The sequence below is a fragment of the Bordetella tumbae genome (genome assembly GCF_054780995.1).
Map to the genome: position 1 here is coordinate 35,197 of NZ_BAAGVG010000024.1, position 16,972 is coordinate 52,168.

The 16,972-nt window shown below is 58.4% G+C and carries 16 protein-coding genes; 4 read left to right on the top strand and 12 right to left on the bottom strand.

What is annotated here, in order from left to right; all coding sequences use genetic code 11:
* Nucleotides 1-179: 179 nt before the first annotated feature.
* Entirely contained in the window at nucleotides 180-1,619 is a 1,440-nt protein-coding gene (locus tag ACYVI2_RS25300; protein WP_415817672.1) for an NAD-dependent succinate-semialdehyde dehydrogenase, read from the top strand.
* 84 nt (nucleotides 1,620-1,703) lie between these two features.
* Here the strand turns inward: ACYVI2_RS25300 and ACYVI2_RS25305 are convergent, their stop codons facing one another.
* The 10 genes from ACYVI2_RS25305 to ACYVI2_RS25350 all read right to left on the bottom strand — a co-directional run bounded on the left by ACYVI2_RS25305 (nucleotide 1,704) and on the right by ACYVI2_RS25350 (nucleotide 11,814).
* Nucleotides 1,704-2,129 carry a YgiW/YdeI family stress tolerance OB fold protein gene (locus ACYVI2_RS25305; protein ID WP_415817670.1) on the bottom strand — a complete coding sequence of 142 codons (426 nt, stop codon included), beginning with the start codon at nucleotides 2,127-2,129 and terminating at the stop codon, nucleotides 1,704-1,706.
* Between the two features lie 141 nt (nucleotides 2,130-2,270).
* Nucleotides 2,271-3,677, bottom strand: a complete 1,407-nt coding sequence (locus ACYVI2_RS25310; protein ID WP_415817668.1) for a sensor histidine kinase — start codon at nucleotides 3,675-3,677, stop codon at nucleotides 2,271-2,273.
* A gap of 1 nt (nucleotide 3,678) precedes the next feature.
* Nucleotides 3,679-4,335 (bottom strand): response regulator, encoded by a 657-nt coding sequence (locus ACYVI2_RS25315; RefSeq protein WP_415817666.1) that lies wholly within the window; start codon nucleotides 4,333-4,335, stop codon nucleotides 3,679-3,681.
* A gap of 67 nt (nucleotides 4,336-4,402) precedes the next feature.
* On the bottom strand, nucleotides 4,403-5,554 hold the full coding sequence (locus ACYVI2_RS25320) for a metallophosphoesterase (RefSeq protein ID WP_415817664.1): 1,152 nt from the start codon (nucleotides 5,552-5,554) through the stop codon (nucleotides 4,403-4,405).
* A 159-nt stretch (nucleotides 5,555-5,713) separates the two neighbouring features.
* Nucleotides 5,714-6,694, bottom strand: a complete 981-nt coding sequence (locus tag ACYVI2_RS25325; RefSeq protein WP_415817662.1) for a Bug family tripartite tricarboxylate transporter substrate binding protein — start codon at nucleotides 6,692-6,694, stop codon at nucleotides 5,714-5,716.
* A 63-nt stretch (nucleotides 6,695-6,757) separates the two neighbouring features.
* Nucleotides 6,758-8,302 carry an acetolactate synthase large subunit gene (locus ACYVI2_RS25330; protein ID WP_415817660.1) on the bottom strand — a complete coding sequence of 515 codons (1,545 nt, stop codon included), beginning with the start codon at nucleotides 8,300-8,302 and terminating at the stop codon, nucleotides 6,758-6,760.
* Between the two features lie 119 nt (nucleotides 8,303-8,421).
* The gene (locus ACYVI2_RS25335) at nucleotides 8,422-8,862 is read right to left on the bottom strand and encodes a DUF6314 family protein (RefSeq protein WP_415817658.1); all 441 of its coding nucleotides are present in this window, start codon (nucleotides 8,860-8,862) and stop codon (nucleotides 8,422-8,424) included.
* Between the two features lie 19 nt (nucleotides 8,863-8,881).
* Complete coding sequence (locus tag ACYVI2_RS25340; protein ID WP_415817656.1) at nucleotides 8,882-9,712, bottom strand: amidohydrolase family protein; 831 nt, start codon at nucleotides 9,710-9,712, stop codon at nucleotides 8,882-8,884.
* Nucleotides 9,713-9,729: 17 nt separating this feature from the next.
* Entirely contained in the window at nucleotides 9,730-10,743 is a 1,014-nt protein-coding gene (locus ACYVI2_RS25345; protein WP_415817653.1) for an NAD(P)-dependent oxidoreductase, read from the bottom strand.
* Between the two features lie 3 nt (nucleotides 10,744-10,746).
* Nucleotides 10,747-11,814, bottom strand: a complete 1,068-nt coding sequence (locus ACYVI2_RS25350) for a LacI family DNA-binding transcriptional regulator (protein ID WP_415817650.1) — start codon at nucleotides 11,812-11,814, stop codon at nucleotides 10,747-10,749.
* 253 nt (nucleotides 11,815-12,067) lie between these two features.
* Between ACYVI2_RS25350 and ACYVI2_RS25355 the strand changes: the two genes are divergently transcribed.
* From ACYVI2_RS25355 to ACYVI2_RS25365, 3 genes are all read left to right on the top strand, one after another.
* A complete protein-coding gene (locus ACYVI2_RS25355) occupies nucleotides 12,068-13,084 on the top strand; it encodes a TRAP transporter substrate-binding protein (RefSeq protein ID WP_415817648.1) in 1,017 nt (338 codons plus the stop codon).
* A 95-nt stretch (nucleotides 13,085-13,179) separates the two neighbouring features.
* On the top strand, nucleotides 13,180-13,644 hold the full coding sequence (locus ACYVI2_RS25360) for a TRAP transporter small permease (protein ID WP_415817646.1): 465 nt from the start codon (nucleotides 13,180-13,182) through the stop codon (nucleotides 13,642-13,644).
* Nucleotides 13,641-14,939 carry a TRAP transporter large permease gene (locus ACYVI2_RS25365; RefSeq protein ID WP_415817644.1) on the top strand — a complete coding sequence of 433 codons (1,299 nt, stop codon included), beginning with the start codon at nucleotides 13,641-13,643 and terminating at the stop codon, nucleotides 14,937-14,939. The genes ACYVI2_RS25360 and ACYVI2_RS25365 overlap by 4 nt, the downstream gene beginning before the upstream one ends.
* Nucleotides 14,940-14,964: 25 nt before the next feature.
* Here ACYVI2_RS25365 and ACYVI2_RS25370 read toward each other — a convergent pair whose 3' ends face one another.
* Both ACYVI2_RS25370 and ACYVI2_RS25375 read right to left on the bottom strand, forming a co-directional pair.
* Nucleotides 14,965-15,855: an alpha/beta hydrolase gene (locus ACYVI2_RS25370; protein WP_415817641.1), complete on the bottom strand. Its 891-nt coding sequence runs from the start codon at nucleotides 15,853-15,855 to the stop codon at nucleotides 14,965-14,967.
* A gap of 66 nt (nucleotides 15,856-15,921) precedes the next feature.
* On the bottom strand, nucleotides 15,922-16,938 hold the full coding sequence (locus tag ACYVI2_RS25375) for an MBL fold metallo-hydrolase (RefSeq protein ID WP_415817639.1): 1,017 nt from the start codon (nucleotides 16,936-16,938) through the stop codon (nucleotides 15,922-15,924).
* Between the last annotated feature and the right edge of the window lie 34 nt (nucleotides 16,939-16,972).

Below are 16,972 nucleotides of genomic sequence, written 5' to 3' on the forward strand. Positions count from 1 at the left end.
TTATACAATTTCCGGCTGGGTTTTTGACATAGAACGCTAGCAGTAGTTAACTCGTATATTCACATGGCCGCGAGACGGCCGTCGTTTTCTCCGGCAGTCATTTCCCGATAAGTCCTCATGGTCTTTCTCGGGGTCCGAATACCGGTCAAGTCGATCACAACATTCCCTTTGGAGCATTCATGAGCAGTTATCCCGACACTCTCCTGTTGATAGACAACGAATGGCGCGAAGCCAAAGGAAATAAGCGCATTGATGTGGTCAACCCCGCGACTGGCGCCAAGATCGGCCAAGTCGCCAACGCGTCGCGCGAAGACTTGGACGACGCTCTGGCCGCCACGCAGCGTGGATTCGAGACCTGGCGCAACATGTCTGCCCATGAGCGCTGCAGCATCATGCGCCGCGCCGCTGTGCTGGTACGTGAGCGTGCCGACGACATCGCCCGCCTGCTGACCCAGGAACAAGGCAAGCCGCTGGGCGAAGCCCGTGTCGAGGTGTTGGCAGGATCGGAAATCATCGATTGGTTCGCCAACGAGGCCTTGCGCGTCTATGGCCGTATCATCCCGGCCCGTAATACCGCTGCCCAGCAGATGGTGCTCAAGGAGCCCGTAGGCCCGGTCGCTGCATTCACGCCGTGGAACTTCCCGGTCAACCAGATCGTACGCAAGCTGGGCGCTGCGCTGGCATCGGGTTGCTCGTTCCTGGTCAAAGCTCCCGAGGAAACACCTGCCTCGCCGGCCGCGCTGTTGAACTGCTTCGTCGACGCCGGCATCCCCAAGGGCGTAATCGGCCTGGTATTCGGCTCGCCGGCCGAGATTTCCAGCTACCTGATTCCGCACCCGATCATCCGTAAAGTGACCTTCACCGGCTCCACCCCGGTCGGCAAGCAATTGGCCGCGCTGGCGGGCCAGCACATGAAGCGCGTCACCATGGAATTGGGCGGCCACGCCCCGGTGATCGTGGCCGAAGACGCCGACGTCGAGTTGGCAGTCAAGGCCTCTGGCGGCGCCAAGTTCCGCAACGCCGGCCAGGTCTGCATCTCGCCGACCCGCTTCCTGGTGCACTCCGCCGTCAAGGCCGACTTTGAAAAGGCTTTCATTGCCCACGCCGAAAAGCTCAAATTGGGTGATGGCTTGACCGAAGGCACGACCCTGGGCCCCCTGGCCAATGATCGCCGCCTGGCTGCCATGGACAAGATTGTCAGCAATGCCCGCGAAAAAGGCGCACGCGTCGCCACAGGCGGCGAGCGCGTCGGTACTGCCGGCAACTTCTTCGCCCCGACGATTTTGGCCGACGTACCGCTGGATGCCGACGTCTTTAACGAAGAACCGTTCGGCCCCATCGCCGCGATCCGCAGCTTTGAGACCCTGGACGAAGCCATCCGCGAAGCCAACCGCCTGCCCTATGGCCTGGCCGCTTACGCCTACACGCGCTCGTTCAAGTCGGTCACCGAGTTGTCGCGCCGCCTCGAAGTCGGCATGGTCTGGATCAACCAAGCCGCTTCGCCATCGGCCGAGCTGCCCTTTGGCGGCGTCAAGGACTCCGGCTATGGTTCCGAAGGCGGCCCCGAGGCTCTCGAAGCCTATCTGGTAACCAAGGCGGTCTCTGTGGTCGGCGTCTAACATCCATCGCTAACGCCTGAAAAACACCGCCCGCCGATCATTGCTGATCGGCGGGCGGTGTGCTTTTGGCAGTGCAGATATCTGCTATTGCACCACTCGAATCACGTCCACATCGAACTCAATCCCCTTGCGATCAAGATCGAGTTCCCCATGGAGTTCGACCGTCGTTTTATCGTCGATCTTCACGCCAGCCGGAAAATCGTGATCGTCGATATCGACGCGAATACGCCCGGTGCCGTCGTCGAAGGTGTAGTGATCCCCGCCATCGTGCGACACAATGCGGCCGCGCAATATGGCCTTTTGGTCATCTCGCCCGGTCTCGATCAGGGTCTTGACCGACGTCACGGCAACCGAAGACGGCCCCGCATAGCCCCGTTGTGCGTCAGCGGGCACGGAGCTCGGTCCGGTGTAGCCCTGAGCGGAAGCACCACCAGCCGCCAACGCCCCGGCGAGAGCGGCGCTGGCCAGCAAAGTACGGGGCAGAGTCATAAGACGAAAAGAATGGGTCATAGCATGGCTCCTAGTGCGCATTGCGCGATCATTGTTGAACACAGCACTATTAGATACAACGAAGATTAAGCGAATCTGAGCCGCATCACTCAACACGTCAAGGCCCATTCGCCAGCGCTCAATGCGCGGAGATCTGCCCCCTCAGCGCGGGGACTTCAGCGGAAACGCCAACACTACCCCTAATCCGCGGCCGTCCAATCCAGGACCGAATTGCAAATCGGCATGATGCAGCTCTGCCACTCTGGCCACAATCGATAACCCCAAGCCGCTGCCCTGCACCCCGCTACCCAGCACGCGAAAGAAGCGTTGCGTCAGCCGTTGACGGTCAGCATCCGAAACGCCATCGCCATCATCACGGACAGCCAGGGTAATCGTGTCGCCGACACGCCCGGCAGTGATCTCGACCTTGCCGCCCACTCGCCCGTAGCTAATACTGTTGTGCACCAGATTGCGCAATGCCGTTAACAACGCATCGCGATTTCCTGCAAGCGTCGCGACGTCGCAGTGGACAGACATCGTGATATTTCTGGCAGCGGCCTGAGGTGCACAGGCTCTGGCCACCTCGTCCAGCAGCGCTCGGGTATCGATCGTATCCGAGACCAGAGCGTCAGCCGACTCTGGGTCCAGACGTGCGAGCTGCAGCAAGTTCTCGACCAAGGCGGTGCTGCGGGCGACATCGTCTCGCAGCCGTTGCAGATCTGTCGCAACAGATTGCGCCCCTTCGGTAGATAGGCGGCGTTGCATCACCTGAATCCTCGAGGCCAGTGCAGCCAAAGGCGTACGCAATTCATGCGCGGCATCGGCGGTAAACCGGCGCTCGCCCTCGAGTGCTTGAGCCAGACGCGACAACAGGCGGTTCAAGGCAACGACCACCGTGCGCACCTCCCGTGCGTTGCCGTCATACATCAAGGCTGACAGATCCGAGGGGGATTTGGTCTCCATTTCGCGGGCCATCCGCTCGAACGGGGCAACCAGGCGCCGGATCAACCACCAATTGACCAGACCCAACAAGAGCCACAACCCGATCAACGGCCAGGCCAATGATTCCAGCATATCGACGATGAGATCGGTACGATCCTCCCATTCCTGACCGATCTGAACGGAAACCCCCATGGAATCATGCTTGCGTATATAAACACGCCAACGTTTTCCAGACGCCTTGACATCATAAAAACGATCATCACGCTTGCCCGGATCTACAAAAGGACGTTTTGGCGCGTCCTCACCTCGGCGGATCACGACACCCTCACGCGAAATGATCTGATAATCAAGCCGCAGCGCAGGTTGCGCATCGTCATCGCGACTGCGCGCAGGCAATCCTCCTGCTGATATCCCCTCGCCCAACGCCAACACGAGCCGGGCGCCTTCTTCGAGCGTATCGTCAAACGTATCACTGACCTCTTTCCAGGCCAGAGCCAGCACGATGACCGTACTGATCACACCCACCGCGATACTCGAACCCAGTGTGGTCGAAATCAGCCGCCGGCGCAATGAATAACCGCGAGGAGAATCGGCCGGTGAGCCTTTATGGGTACGGCGCCAACGCATATCAATCCGCCAACCGATAACCCTGGCGCCGGATTGTCTTGATCGACTCGGCCGAGAGTTTGCGGCGCAGGTTATAGATATGCACCTCGATGGTGTTGCTTTCTACTTCATCGCCCCAGCCATACAGGGACTCCTCAAGTTGAGCCCGCGAGACGACATGGCCTGGACGGCGCAGCAGCGCATGCAGGATGGCGAACTCGTGAGCGGTCAACTCGACGGGCCGCCCCTGGAACGTGACGTGTTTGGCAGCCAGATCCATCGTCAACGCACCATGAGACAGTCCCCCATCCGGACGTCCATCGTGTCGACGCATCGCCGCGCGTATCCTGGCCGATAGCTCCTCCAGATCAAAGGGTTTGACCAGATAATCGTCGGCCCCTAGGTCCAGTCCCTCGATGCGATCTCGCACGGCATCGCGCGCAGTAATCATGATGACGGGAATGGTCTCTCTACGTATCCGCAGTGCGCGCAACAGCGCATCGCCGGTCAAGCCCGGCAGACCACGGTCAAGCAGCAAGCATTGATAATCGTGCGTGCTCAAGGCGGTTTGCGCCAAATCACCGCGCGTGACACGGTCGACCACATAGCCATCGAGAGCCAGCCATGACTCGATGGATTCGCCCAATGAAATATCGTCTTCGGCCAGGAGGATACGCATTCGTCGACTATACGCCGGGAGATGAAGTGAATCTTAAAATGACACGGCTGCCCAGACATCATCTGCTTCAAGCAGCCACCAACCTCAGCAGAGTAATCTCGGAGGGCGCCCCCAACCGCTTGGGCGGCCCCCAATAGCCCGTACCACGGCTGATATAAACCCACATTTCCTCGACACGATGCAAACCGGCAACGAAAGGCTGCTGAAAACGCACGAATAAATTCCAGGGGAAAAACTGCCCGCCATGCGTGTGCCCCGACAACTGCAAGGCGTAACCCGCCTGCACAGCCGCCGACGCACTGCGCGGCTGATGCGCCAGCAGCACGCTGACGCTGCCGGCAGGCGCCCCCGCCAGCGCTTTGACCGGATCGCTGGCCTGCGCCGGATCGAAAGCGCCGGCGCTATAGTCTGTCACACCAGCAACAACGAGCTGCGCATCCGCATGCCGCAATACCACATGCTCATTCATCAACACGTGTAGCCCTAAACGGCGAAACTCAGCCACCCACGCATTCACGCCCGAGTAATACTCGTGATTGCCTGTCACCAGATACGTACCGTGACGCGCCGTCAATTGGCCCAGCGGCTGAGTGTGTGCGGACAATTGCACCACCGGCCCGTCGACGACGTCCCCAGTCACCGCGATCAAATCGGGTTGCAGCGCATTGACGGCCTGCACAATATGCTCGACATAACCGTGCTTGATCGTGGGGCCGACATGAATATCGCTGATCTGCGCGATAGCAAACCCTTGTAGTGCCGAAGGCAGGCCGGCGATAGGCACATCGACTCGCCGCACACGCGCCAATCGCCTCGCATTGAACGCACCCACCAGCGTGGCGGCCAACGCCAAGGCCACGACAGCCACGGCGCTGATGAACTTGAGCTGAGTGAGCGGCAAGGTTGCGGATGTCAGGTCTCCCATGACAAAGACGATCGTCAATACGGCGTCCCGCAGCAGGGTGCACACGAATGTCGACGAGAACAGGCCCATCATCACCAGCCCGATCCCAGCCACCCAATCGGCCCAGGGACGCGCCGCAAACGGCCGAATGACCAAGGAAACAGGCATCAGGATGCAAGACGTGACGAGGACACCCCACGCAGCCCACTGCTGGCCGCTCGTCAGATGCAGATCGGGAATCAGCCGCAACCCGACGTAGACGTGGGCCACAGCCACTATGGCAACAAGACGCAGCAGAAAGAATACTCTAGGCATGATCAGCGACGCACGCCGCGCCGCCATGACCATCACGGCAACGCAGCAATTGGAAGAGAACCGGTTGCCATCTTACGCGCTTGCCCGCAACAATGCCGCCCTTGACGATGACAACGCGATGTCTGCGTTGCCGGCGCCCGCCGGCATTGCAACGGGGTTTCAGTTGATCGTGATCTTGCGTTCTTTGATGAGCTGGCTCCAGCGTTGGCGCTCTGTCTGCTCGAATGCGGCGAGCTGCTCCCCGCTGACCGTACCCGCCGTCGCGCCCAACGCCTCGAACTGCGCTTTCACCGCGGGCGTAGCAAGTGCCTGCGTCGCAGCATCGATCAGCTTTGCCCGGACAGCATCAGGGGTACCGGCTGGCGCGTACAACGCAAACCACGCTGTCACATCAAAGTCCTTGAAGCCAGATTCTGCAACGGTCGGCACATCAGGCAAAGACGGCAAGCGCTCTGCCGAGGTAACGGCCAGAGCGCGAATACGAGAGCCGTCTTTCAATTGACTGATCGTGCTAGGCAGGTTGTCCATCAACACGTCGACCTGCCCGCCGATCAGGGCCGGCATCGACCCCGACACGCCTTTAAAGGGCACATGCAGCATGTCAATACCCGCGGCTTGTTCAAGATAGGCCCCGGTCAAATGCACCGACGACCCGACCCCTGGCGATGCATACGAAACGGGCTTGTCCTTGCTTTGCTTGGCCTGGGCAACCATATCCTGCAACGTCTTCAAATTTGAGTCTTTACGTACCGCGATGACATTCGGTGTCGTGAACACCATCGCCAGAGGAACAAAGTCCTTGCCCGGATCATAGGGCATGTCGTTGAACAAAAACTGATTGATGGATTGCGTACTCACGGTCCCCATGGCGATGGTGTAGCCATCCGGCTCCGCACGTTTGAGCATTCCCATCCCGATGTTTCCCGTCGCGCCAGGGCGATTGTCAATGACAATGGATTGCTTTAGAAAAGGCCCCATGGCCTGGCCTATCGTACGTGCCGCCAAATCAGTCGTGCCACCGGCTGGATAAGGAACAATCAACGTAATCGGCCTCGATGGATACGTATCCGCGTGTGCGGCAAAGACCATACTGCCAATGACCATCGCGCCCAGGGCTTTATACAGCTGACGTCGTTTCATCGCTTCTCGTCTCCATCTGAGGCCTATTGGAAATGCCCGGGCCTCGAACCGGGCTATTGACCGCTACACCATTAGTTCAATCAGAAAAGGAGTTTGCTTGCCGAAGCTGCTCTTCATCAGATCGCCACACTGTTCCAGCGTGTTCGCCCGCGCTGCCTCGACCCCCATCGCATTCGCGAGGCCAACCCAATTCAGCGAGGGATTACCCAGATCCAGCATGCTCATTGCTGTCTCACCGGGCGTCGCTCCCACGTTCTTGTATTCGCCGATCAGGATGTTGTATTTGCTGTTGTTCAAAATGATCGTGGTGCACGGCAGTTGTTCGCGCGCCTGTGTCCACAGCGACTGCAGGGAATACATCGCCGAGCCGTCTGCCTGCAAACTGATGACGCGCCGCTGTTTCTGTGCGCCAATCGCCGCTCCGGTCGCGACCGGCAAGCCATCGCCAATGGCGCCGCCCGCCAGATGCAGCCAATCGTTTGCAGGCGCTGCGTGAGAAAATTTATAAAACCCACGTCCGAAAGAAACACTTTCGTCCGACACAATGGAGTTATCAGGCATCAATGCCGCCACCGTCTGTGCCAGGCCTTCGGGCGTGGGCAATCCCGTCGCCGCCTCTGGACGCGGACCTGGATCGGGGATTTCGACCTCGGGCGCATTCAGTACAGACACCAACGACTGCAGGGCCCTCACAGGATCCTGGTCCGGCCGCGTCAACACTTGAATGTGTGCATCAGGCGAGTACTGCGTCGACGGCATTCCAGGGTAACCAAAAAAGCCGACCGGCGCCTTGGCGTTCACCAGAATAATGTGCTTGAATCGCTCGAGCGCCTTCATAGCCGCCTCCATGACATAAGGAGTACGCTCAAGCGGTAAACGCCCTCGGCCTCGCGCCACGTGTGCAGTGACAAAGTCTGCCATCAACGTCGCCCCCGTAGCCTGTGCCACGCGCCAGAGCAGGCTCTGGGCCTCGCTCAATACAGCAGGCCCTCCTACCAGGATCAGCGTCTCTGGGCCGTACGAACGCAGTGTTCGTGCAGCATTCTCAACAGCATTGCCGTCCACCTCGGGTGTGGCAGGCACGCTTAACGGAGCGCCGACCGCACCACCGGCATTCCACGACACGTCCGCCGGAAGAATCAATGTGGCGATCTGCCCCGGGAACACTTGAGCCGCTGCAATCGCCTCTGCCGCATCGCGACCGAGATGCTCGCTTTGCACGCTCGTGCGAACCCATTGAGACACAGTTTGCGCCATGCCGGCCGTGTCAGCCGTCAGCGGCGCATCAAAGGGGCGATGAAAGGTCGCCTGGTCGCCGACAATATTCACGATGCCGCTACGAGCACGGCGTGCGTTATGCAGATTGCCCATACCATTGGCCAGGCCAGGGCCGCAATGCAACAGCGTGCATGCTGGCTTGCGAGCGATGCGGAAATAGCCGTCCGCCATCCCTGTCACGACGTTTTCCTGCAGACCCAGCACGCATTTCATGCCTGGAACCTGGTCCAGGGCCGCGACAAAGTGCATCTCACTCGTCCCGGGATTGGCGAAACAAGTGTCTATACCGGAAGCCAACAACGTCCTGACCAGACTTTCAGCACCATTCATGCATGATCTCCATCGAGTTTTATCGCTAGACGCGTCGTTTCTTACGAGATAAGCGGCGACGTAGAGCCATTAAACCATGTTGATCTGGTGTCAGGTAAAGCGGTAGGCCTATGTCTCGTTCAGCCCCTGGTATATCGGGTCACTGCCCGATAATCCTTATTCGGCCCAGAGACACGCACATCCGTCTCGTACGAATCCGGCAGATTCAATCGATACACCACCGAATAGATATCTTTGCCGCAATAATGCTTGTCCGCGGCAGTCAATATCCCAGTTGCACCGCCACTGAAAGCCAGTTCGACAAAGGTCTTTCCATCGTCCGGCCCATCATTGAACCGTATCACCAGAGACTCGCCCTGCGCGAGAAACTTGTAGCGGCGCGTGCACCGGACAGTTTGACCGTTATGCAGGGTCAACAAGCCCTCTTCGTGATAGAGCAGGACGTCATTCTCCGCCCGGGAAAACGTCGCGCTGCCTCGCATCGTCGCGTGCTCTTGCTCGATGCGGCGACTGAGTTGCCAGCGCCCTTCGAATTGGTCCAATAACTGGGAAACACCCATAACGCCCGTCTGCCGACTATCAAAACCTGTATAGATTAGCCGGATTATGTACGAGAATCTGATCTCTCACGGCTTGCGACGGGCACCAGCTATCCAGCAAGGCCAGCAGAGACCGGTCATCGGGACGTTGCAGCTGGCCGGGATGGGGCCAGTTGCTGGCCCATAGACAACGCTCTGGATAATGGTGGGCCAACGTTTCTGCCAACAAACCCACGTCACGATATTCCGGTGCGCCCGTACGCGATGTTTCGTACATAGCCGAGAGTTTGACCCAGACATTGCCGGTGTCCAACAGCCGTCTCAATGCGGCAAAGGCAGGGTCCTGAGGAGTCACGGGTTCCAGGAATTTTCCGACATGATCAATCACGATGCGGCAAGGCTGCCTGGCGATCAACGCCTCGTAATCAGGCAGCGTGCGGCCGTCCAACTGCAGATTGATATTCCATCCCAATGGGGCAATACGTTGTGCGATCGGCGACAAATCGTCCCATGTCATGATGTTGCCGCTATTGGGCACCATCTGGAACCGCACGCCCACCACGCCGGCCTGCCCCAACACTGCCAGCGCCTCGTCAGTTGCCGCTGGCGGCATGGAAACAATGGCGCGAGCCGATCCTGCAGCGGCCTTCAGCGCGTCGAGCGTACAGCGATTGTCAAACCCGTAGCCCATGGGCTGCACAATCACGCAGCGACTGATACCGAGTTTCGCACGTAAAGCCAGATAATCAGCCCAACTGGCCCTGGGCGGCGAAACAGGAGACAGCTGCGGCAATGGATAGGCATCCAAGTCATAGATATGCTGATGACAATCGCAGCCATCGACGGGAACCGGCCAGCGCGCCTGGATCATGGCATCCTCCTGTGTGATCAAGTCTGCGGCAGTACCAAGCCAAAACGGTCACGGGCTCGGCTGGCATGAGCGGCATTGATACTGGGCTCGGGGAGCTGGCCCAAAATCAGGGCCTGCACCTGCCGTACCGAATCCATCGCCTGGTGTTCCGAGGCTTCCGGCGTCAGGCCCCCTACGTGAGGTGTGGCGAGGACCCTGGGATGCGAGGCTAACCTCAGGGGAGGCATTTGGTCTTTGGACGACCCAACGTCCAGGGCACATCCTGCGATCAGACCCTCATCCAGAGCCTGCAGCAAGTCCTGTTCATTGACCAATTCCGCTCGCGACGCGTTGATAAAGTAGGCAGACCGCTGCATCTGCTGAAAGCGGGATAGATTAATCAGATTGGCCGTTTCCGCTGTTGCCGGCGCCAAGCACGCAACAAAGTCCGACTGCGCCAGCAGGTCTTCGAGTGAACGCGGCTGCACATCCGAGTCAGGCTCAACAACAGCGTATGGATCATTAACGAGAACATTCATGCCGAAGCCGCTGGCCAGGTTGGCCAAGTACTGGCCGATCGTCCCGTAGCCGATGATACCTAGCGTCGCACCACGCAGCTCTCGTCCCATCAACGGCACAGGCTCACGGCCAGCGCGGTACGCTGCCGATGCCGCGTCGATATGGCGCGCCATGCTGATCATGACGCCAATGATCCATTCCGCCACCGACGGACCAAAACCCGGTGTGGCACGAGTCACCAGAATACCGAGACGATTCGCGCATTCGAGATCGATATTCCGGATATCCACGGCGACCCGGCACACTGCGGCCAGATTGGGCAAAGCCTGCATCAACTCGGCATCAATAGCCGGAACGCGAAAGCTCACCAAAATATCGCAATCGCGGGCCTGGCGAATGACATCGTCCCGAGTCGTCTCGGCATCGCTGTCGTGAAACCTCACATCGCCCAAGGCCGTCAGCAATTGAAAGGCACGATCGCCGTAGTAATGGCGCAGCGCGGCGCGGTTATGCGTGAGAAAAATCCGCGTCATGATTTAGTCGGATGAAATGTTGGGTTGAAAAGGTTTTCCGGGCTCAGACACGGATTGGCGCTCGACCAGACGCGGAGGAAAACTGAATTCTCGCGGAGGTGTCCCGGGCTCATTTACACGCGCGATGGCTTGCTCAACCATGGTTTCCGCGACCTCCTGGACTGGCGTTGCAACCGTGGTCAGCGGGGGCCACACGTATTCCGAGACCGTCACATTGTCCATCCCCACTACCGACACATCCTCGGGAATGGACAAGCCGCAATGACGCAGCCCCGCCATGACGCCAATCGCGGTCATGTCATTGACTGCCACGATACCGGTCGGCCGCGGTGCCATTGCGGCGATTTGCTGTGCAGCCTCAAAGCCCAGCTGTCCAAGCTCGTTGTCACCGAATCTCGAACCGCCATCGATATCAATAACCTGGGCAGAATATTCTGGGCCGGCTTCGCCCACAGCACCCAGGAAGCCTTCGATTTTCTCTCTGCGGCTGATCGTCGCCCCTTTGGGCTTAACGAAAGCGATGCGTTTGTGGCCGTGCGCGATCAGATGATTCGCGGCTAGCCGGCCTGCCAGGCGATTGTCGGGCAATACGTGATCATGCTTGGCCGGTTTTGACGGATCTATTCCCAAGTCGTAGCTGACGACAGCCAGCCCCTTGTCGATCGCAGCCTCAATATGCCGCTCGTCATTCAGTGAAGAAATAACAATGACGGCACGGATCCCCAGTCCAATGAGGTCGTCCAACATCTTGGACTCGAGCTGCTTGTCGCGATAGGTGTTGCACACCAACACGCGGTAGTTGTGCTTGGCCTGCGCCACTTGTTCGATAGCGACCGCCAATTGACCGAACGACGGATTGGACGTCGTCGGAACGAGCAAACCCAGAATGGGAATATGCCCGGTCTTCAGATGCCGGGCGATTTGATTCGGACGATATCCCAGCTTTTCGATCGCCTGTTCAATACGGGCAAATGTGTCCTGCCGCATCCGTTCGGCGCGGCCATTGAGCACATTGGACACCGAGCTGACCGAGACATTGGCTAACCGGGCGACATCCTGAATCGTTGCCATCAGGCTCCTCGCTTTGCTGATCAAGTAAATCGTTATAGTAAATCGTTTTTTTCACTATATCACGCACATAGTGAATAGCTCTATTGAGAGCCTTAATTAGAGGTACAACACGTAGTTTTAGATATAAGGGTAAAGCCTAATACGCGATTACTGTCTATAAAAATCAGGCCATGATATGTTATTAGTAAAACGATCTACTAAATCGATATACCTAATTTTTTAACAAAATCGAATCAACCACAGGAGGAGGCACATGATGAGCCCCACGCCGCTCAGTTTCCGAGCAAAACCGCTGTTCGCCGCCCTGCTTTCCACCATGGTCGTCGCTCTTGCGCCGACCGCCCACGCCCAGGCCAAGAAAGAGTGGAAAATTTCCCATTCCGCCCATGGCGACGTCACGTCCGAGCATCATCTGGTAGCGTGGGTGTTCAAGAGTTACCTGGCAGACCACTCCGACACCTTGTCCGCCCGCATCTACCCCACCAGCGCTCTGGGTGATGAGCGTGCGGTTTTCGAGGCGATGCAACTCGGTGCTGGCGCGTCCTGCGCCGTCGCAGGTACGGCCATCCTCAACAACTTCTCCAAACGCGTAGGCGTGATCGACCTGCCCTTTCTCTGGAAAGACTACGATCACATGAATCGCGCTCTCGACGGCAAAGTCGGCGACGAAATTGCAGCCGATCTCGAAAAGTCCGGATTCAAGGTGCTGGCCTGGACCACGAACTGGGGGTCTCGCAATGTGGTCACCGCGAACAAGACCATCAACAAGCCCGAAGACCTCAAGGGCCTGAAAATACGCACCATCCAGAGCCCGGTATATGTCGAGACGATCAATGCCATGGGCGCGAATGCCACTCCCATGTCATTTGGCGAGGTCTACACCGCCATGCAAACCGGCGTGCTCGACGGTTTCGAACACGGCTCGGCGGTCGTCGTCACCAACAAGCTCTACGAAGTCGCCAAAAACATCGCCATCACCAACCATTTCCTGGGCCCGGCGGTGTTTGCCTGCTCCATGAACGAATGGAATCAGCTGACCGATGCCCAAAAGAAAGTCGTGATGGAGGGCGCCAAACTGGCCAGCGATATCAACCGGTCGCTCGCCCCCATCCGCGAGAAAGAAGCGCTGGACTTCCTGCGCAGCAAGGGTGTCACCATCACGACCGTGGACACCACGGTATTCCGTGAAAAAGCCACTGCGCTGCAAGACAAGATCGCCGCAGACATAGGCGGCACCGAACTGCTCGCCGAGATTCGTGCTGCTCAGTAAGGTCCGCTAGGGTTCGCGCGGGAAGTAGCCAGTGCGCTACCCCGCGCGTATTCACAGGCACCCGTCCGATTCCGTTTTGTCACTCCGGAAAGCCGATGCGCTACATCAACAAGTTTGTCGAGGCCCTGATCACCCTGCTATTCACGGCCATCGTCATCGTTGGCACACTGCAGGTCTTTAACCGCTTTGTTCTGAACATCTCGCTCAGCTGGAGCGAGGAATTCCAGAAATTCGCGTTCGTCTGGCTGGTCTTTTTAGCCATTCCTGTCGCCTATAACCGCGCAGCCCACCTGCGGGTCGATACCTTCTTTGAGCGATTTCCCGTATCCATGCAGCGCTTCATGCAATGGATCATCGATCTATTGTGGATCGGGCTGGGCGTGTCATTGGTCGCATACACCTGGCGATTGATGCAGGTCACGAAATATCAGCTCAGCCCGGGCCTGGGCATCAGCATGTCGCTGGTGTACGCGGGAATGGTCATTGGCGGCGCCTATCTCGTACTGTGTGTGCTTACAAAGATGGCGGTTCGCATCAAAGCAGAGGGACGCCCATCATGACATTGATCATCATCTTTGCGGCCATGTTGGTGCTGGTGTTCTTCGGCATCCCCATCCTGCTCTCCATTGCGTCGGTCAGTCTGGCCGGAGCCATGGTGATACCCGGACTCGTACCGGCCCTGGTGCCGCAAAAGGCCTTCGCCATGCTGGATTCGTTCAGCCTGCTGGCACTGCCCTACTTTATCCTGGCAGGCGCCATCATGACGCGGGGCGGCCTGAGCGGAGGACTCATTGAATTCTCGCAAGCGCTGGTCGGGCACATCCGCGGCAGCCTGGGACACACTGCGGTCCTGTCGTGCACGGCGATGGCCAACATTTCCGGATCATCCACAGCAGAGGCGGCAGCGGTAGGCTCTGTGACGATCCCCGCCATGAAGGAACGAGGTTACAAGCCCGGACTGGCCGCCGCCATCGTCGCTGCAGCCGCGACTATCGGCCCCATTATTCCCCCCAGCATGACCATGATTGTCTATGGTTCGATCACGGGGGTCTCTATCGGCGGGCTATTCATGGCAGGCGTGATTCCAGGCCTGATGATCGCCGCGCTGCTGATGGCGGTGATCTATGCGCTGTCGTACTTGCCCTCGAATGCTGCATTGCGTGCCACGCAACCGCGCTCATCGCTGAAGCAGATTTACCGGGAAACCTTGCGTGTCTGGCCGGCCCTGATGGCCCCCGTCGTGATCATGGGAGGCATCCTCAGCGGCATATTCACCGCCACTGAGGCTGGTGTAGTGGCATGCGTGTATAGCCTGATCGTGAGCAAAGTCTGGTATCGACAACTGCAATGGAAAGATCTGCCCAGCGTAGTCGTGGATGCCGCAGTTACCACAGCGATGGTGGCCGGCGTACTCGGCATGGCGGGCGTGCTCGGTTGGCTATTGAACTACCTGGACTTCAACGACACGGTCCTGGGTGCCTTGAAGGGCGTGACCGACAGCTCGCTGCTGATGCTGGCCCTGCTCGTGGTCATCATGCTGGTCTTGACGATGATCCTCGATGGCCTGGCAGTTGTCGTCGTCATGGTTCCCACGATTGTGTACGTGGGTAGCGCCTTTCATATCGATCCGCTGCAGTTGGGTATCATCATGGTCATGATCACGCAAATCGGCGGCCTGACCCCGCCCGTTGCCATTTTGCTGTTCATCACCACCAGTATCGCCAAGATCCCATTCGCACAGGGTGTTCAAGCTGTCTGGCCATTCCTCGCCGTCGTTGTCCTGGTCATGATATCGATCATGCTGTTCCCAGAAATCGTGACGTGGCTCCCCAACAAGGTCATCGGCGGGGGTTAAGGCGCCCCGCCAACACCGGGCTGACTCAGCCTCGAGTCAGCCCCATCATGCTGAACATACCTTTAGCCAACGGGCTATCAGGTATGCCGCATTCGAGCACAAGATCAAAATGATTCAAGCCAGGGACACGCAGGTATTCCCCTGGGTATCCCAATGCATGCCATTGCGCCAGATAGTCCATACTCTGACGCTTGAACTCGTCCGTCTCGTTATCCCCATAGGAAACAATGATAGGGCAACCGGATGCAGGCTCATACCGAGCCGGACTATTGCGCGCTGCGTCGGCAGCAGATAGATGCATCCACGCATTAATGTGCGTATGTGGAATCGGCGTCAGATCGTACAGCCCGGACAGCAATAGTGCGCCTTTAGTCAGATTGTCTGGCACACCCACGTCAGCCTGCCAGCCACTGGCCAGCATCATCCCGCACAGATGCCCGCCAGCCGAACTGCCGCCGATATAGATGCGCTCAGGATCACCGCCAAATTTTTCGATATTGCGATACAACCAGCCCATGGCACGCCGGCATTGATCCACGATCCGGTCCAAGCTTGCACCAGGGGCCAATGAATAATTCAGCGCCACATAGACCGCCCCTGCTCTCGTATAGGCGGGGGCCATGCTGCTGGACTCGTTCTTGGACAAGGCTCGCCAGTAACCGCCGTGTATGTACACAAAGACCGGTGCCGGACCCACAATCGAGCCGGCAGCCGGCGGAAATATGTCCATGGTCTCGTCCGGATGCTCTCCGAACGCGACGTCCAAGGTACAAGACAACGTCGCTCGCGCCGCCCGGCTCTGATCGGCGTACTGCTGCATGAGAGACTGGAACAACGCCAGCGGCACCGTATTGCGGGCGTTGTACTGCACGTCCAGTTCAGCCTGATCAAAATCGCGATAAAGCTTGCTGCTCATCGACGCTCCATCCCGGAGGGAATACGGAGCCGCAGAGATATGCTGTGCATCAGTTGCATCCCCATCCTACGCGGTCCAGACCACCTGCGTTGCCAACGCGCACTCGCGCATCACGGTTAATGCGCGTTGCGTCGTATCCACCCCCATCACAAACGGATTCGGACCACCCGATTTCATCTGTGCCAACTTGACGTCAGCCAAATCAAAACCCGCATGGTTCGAGATGAAAACGTCGACGTTCTGCTTGCCGGCCAGCTCATGCACACGAGCCGTCGCATCGAGATAGGCCTGCAAACGCTCCATGCGGTTGGGCTGCTTGCCAAAATTGAACGACGTCCCGCCCCACAATAAAGCACGATGCGTCTTGCCCTTGTCTTTGACATCGAACGCCAACGAAATCGTGCCCATTGTATGTCCCGGCGTCAGCACCACATCCACAGTGGTGTCACCCAGCGTCAGCTTCGCACCATCGTCCACTGCGACATCACGTTTTGGAGGCTTGCCCCAGCTGGGTATATCGAATTCCAGCTTGGTTTCCATCATGTCCCAATCGGCCTTGCTGGCAACAATCTTGGATTGATATTTCTGCGCGAAATAATCCGCGCCGCCATAATGGTCGCCGTGGCCGTGCGTGATCACGACCATTTTGATTTGCGCGGGATCCAATCCCAGCTTGCGCATGCCTGCATCGATCACATGTTCAGCGTCATCAGCGTTGTTCATGGCGTCAATCAGGATAATGCCCTCTGACGTCGGAATGGCCCAGGCACTGACCCATTTCCCGCCCACGAAATAGAGATTGTCGAACGCCTTGCCTGGCGGCGGCGCAGGCAGCGCCATCAGCTCCGCTATCGAGGGAGACTTCTTTCCAGGGATGGGTTGTGCGACTTCCGCGAGCCTCAGATACTGTTTCAGATCGTCGCCGGCCGCGGCGCGTGCTGCGGCCAGATGGCGTTGCACCTCTGCTGACTCAGCCTGTGCGGGAGTGATCTTCAATGCATAGGCTGCGCAACAAACGCACCCTGCAGCGAGAAAGTAGCGCCGGCTGGGCGATACCTCCTGACTATCGTTATTGCCGTTCATCCATCTTCTGAAAAGCTGCATCCTCGCCTCCGTT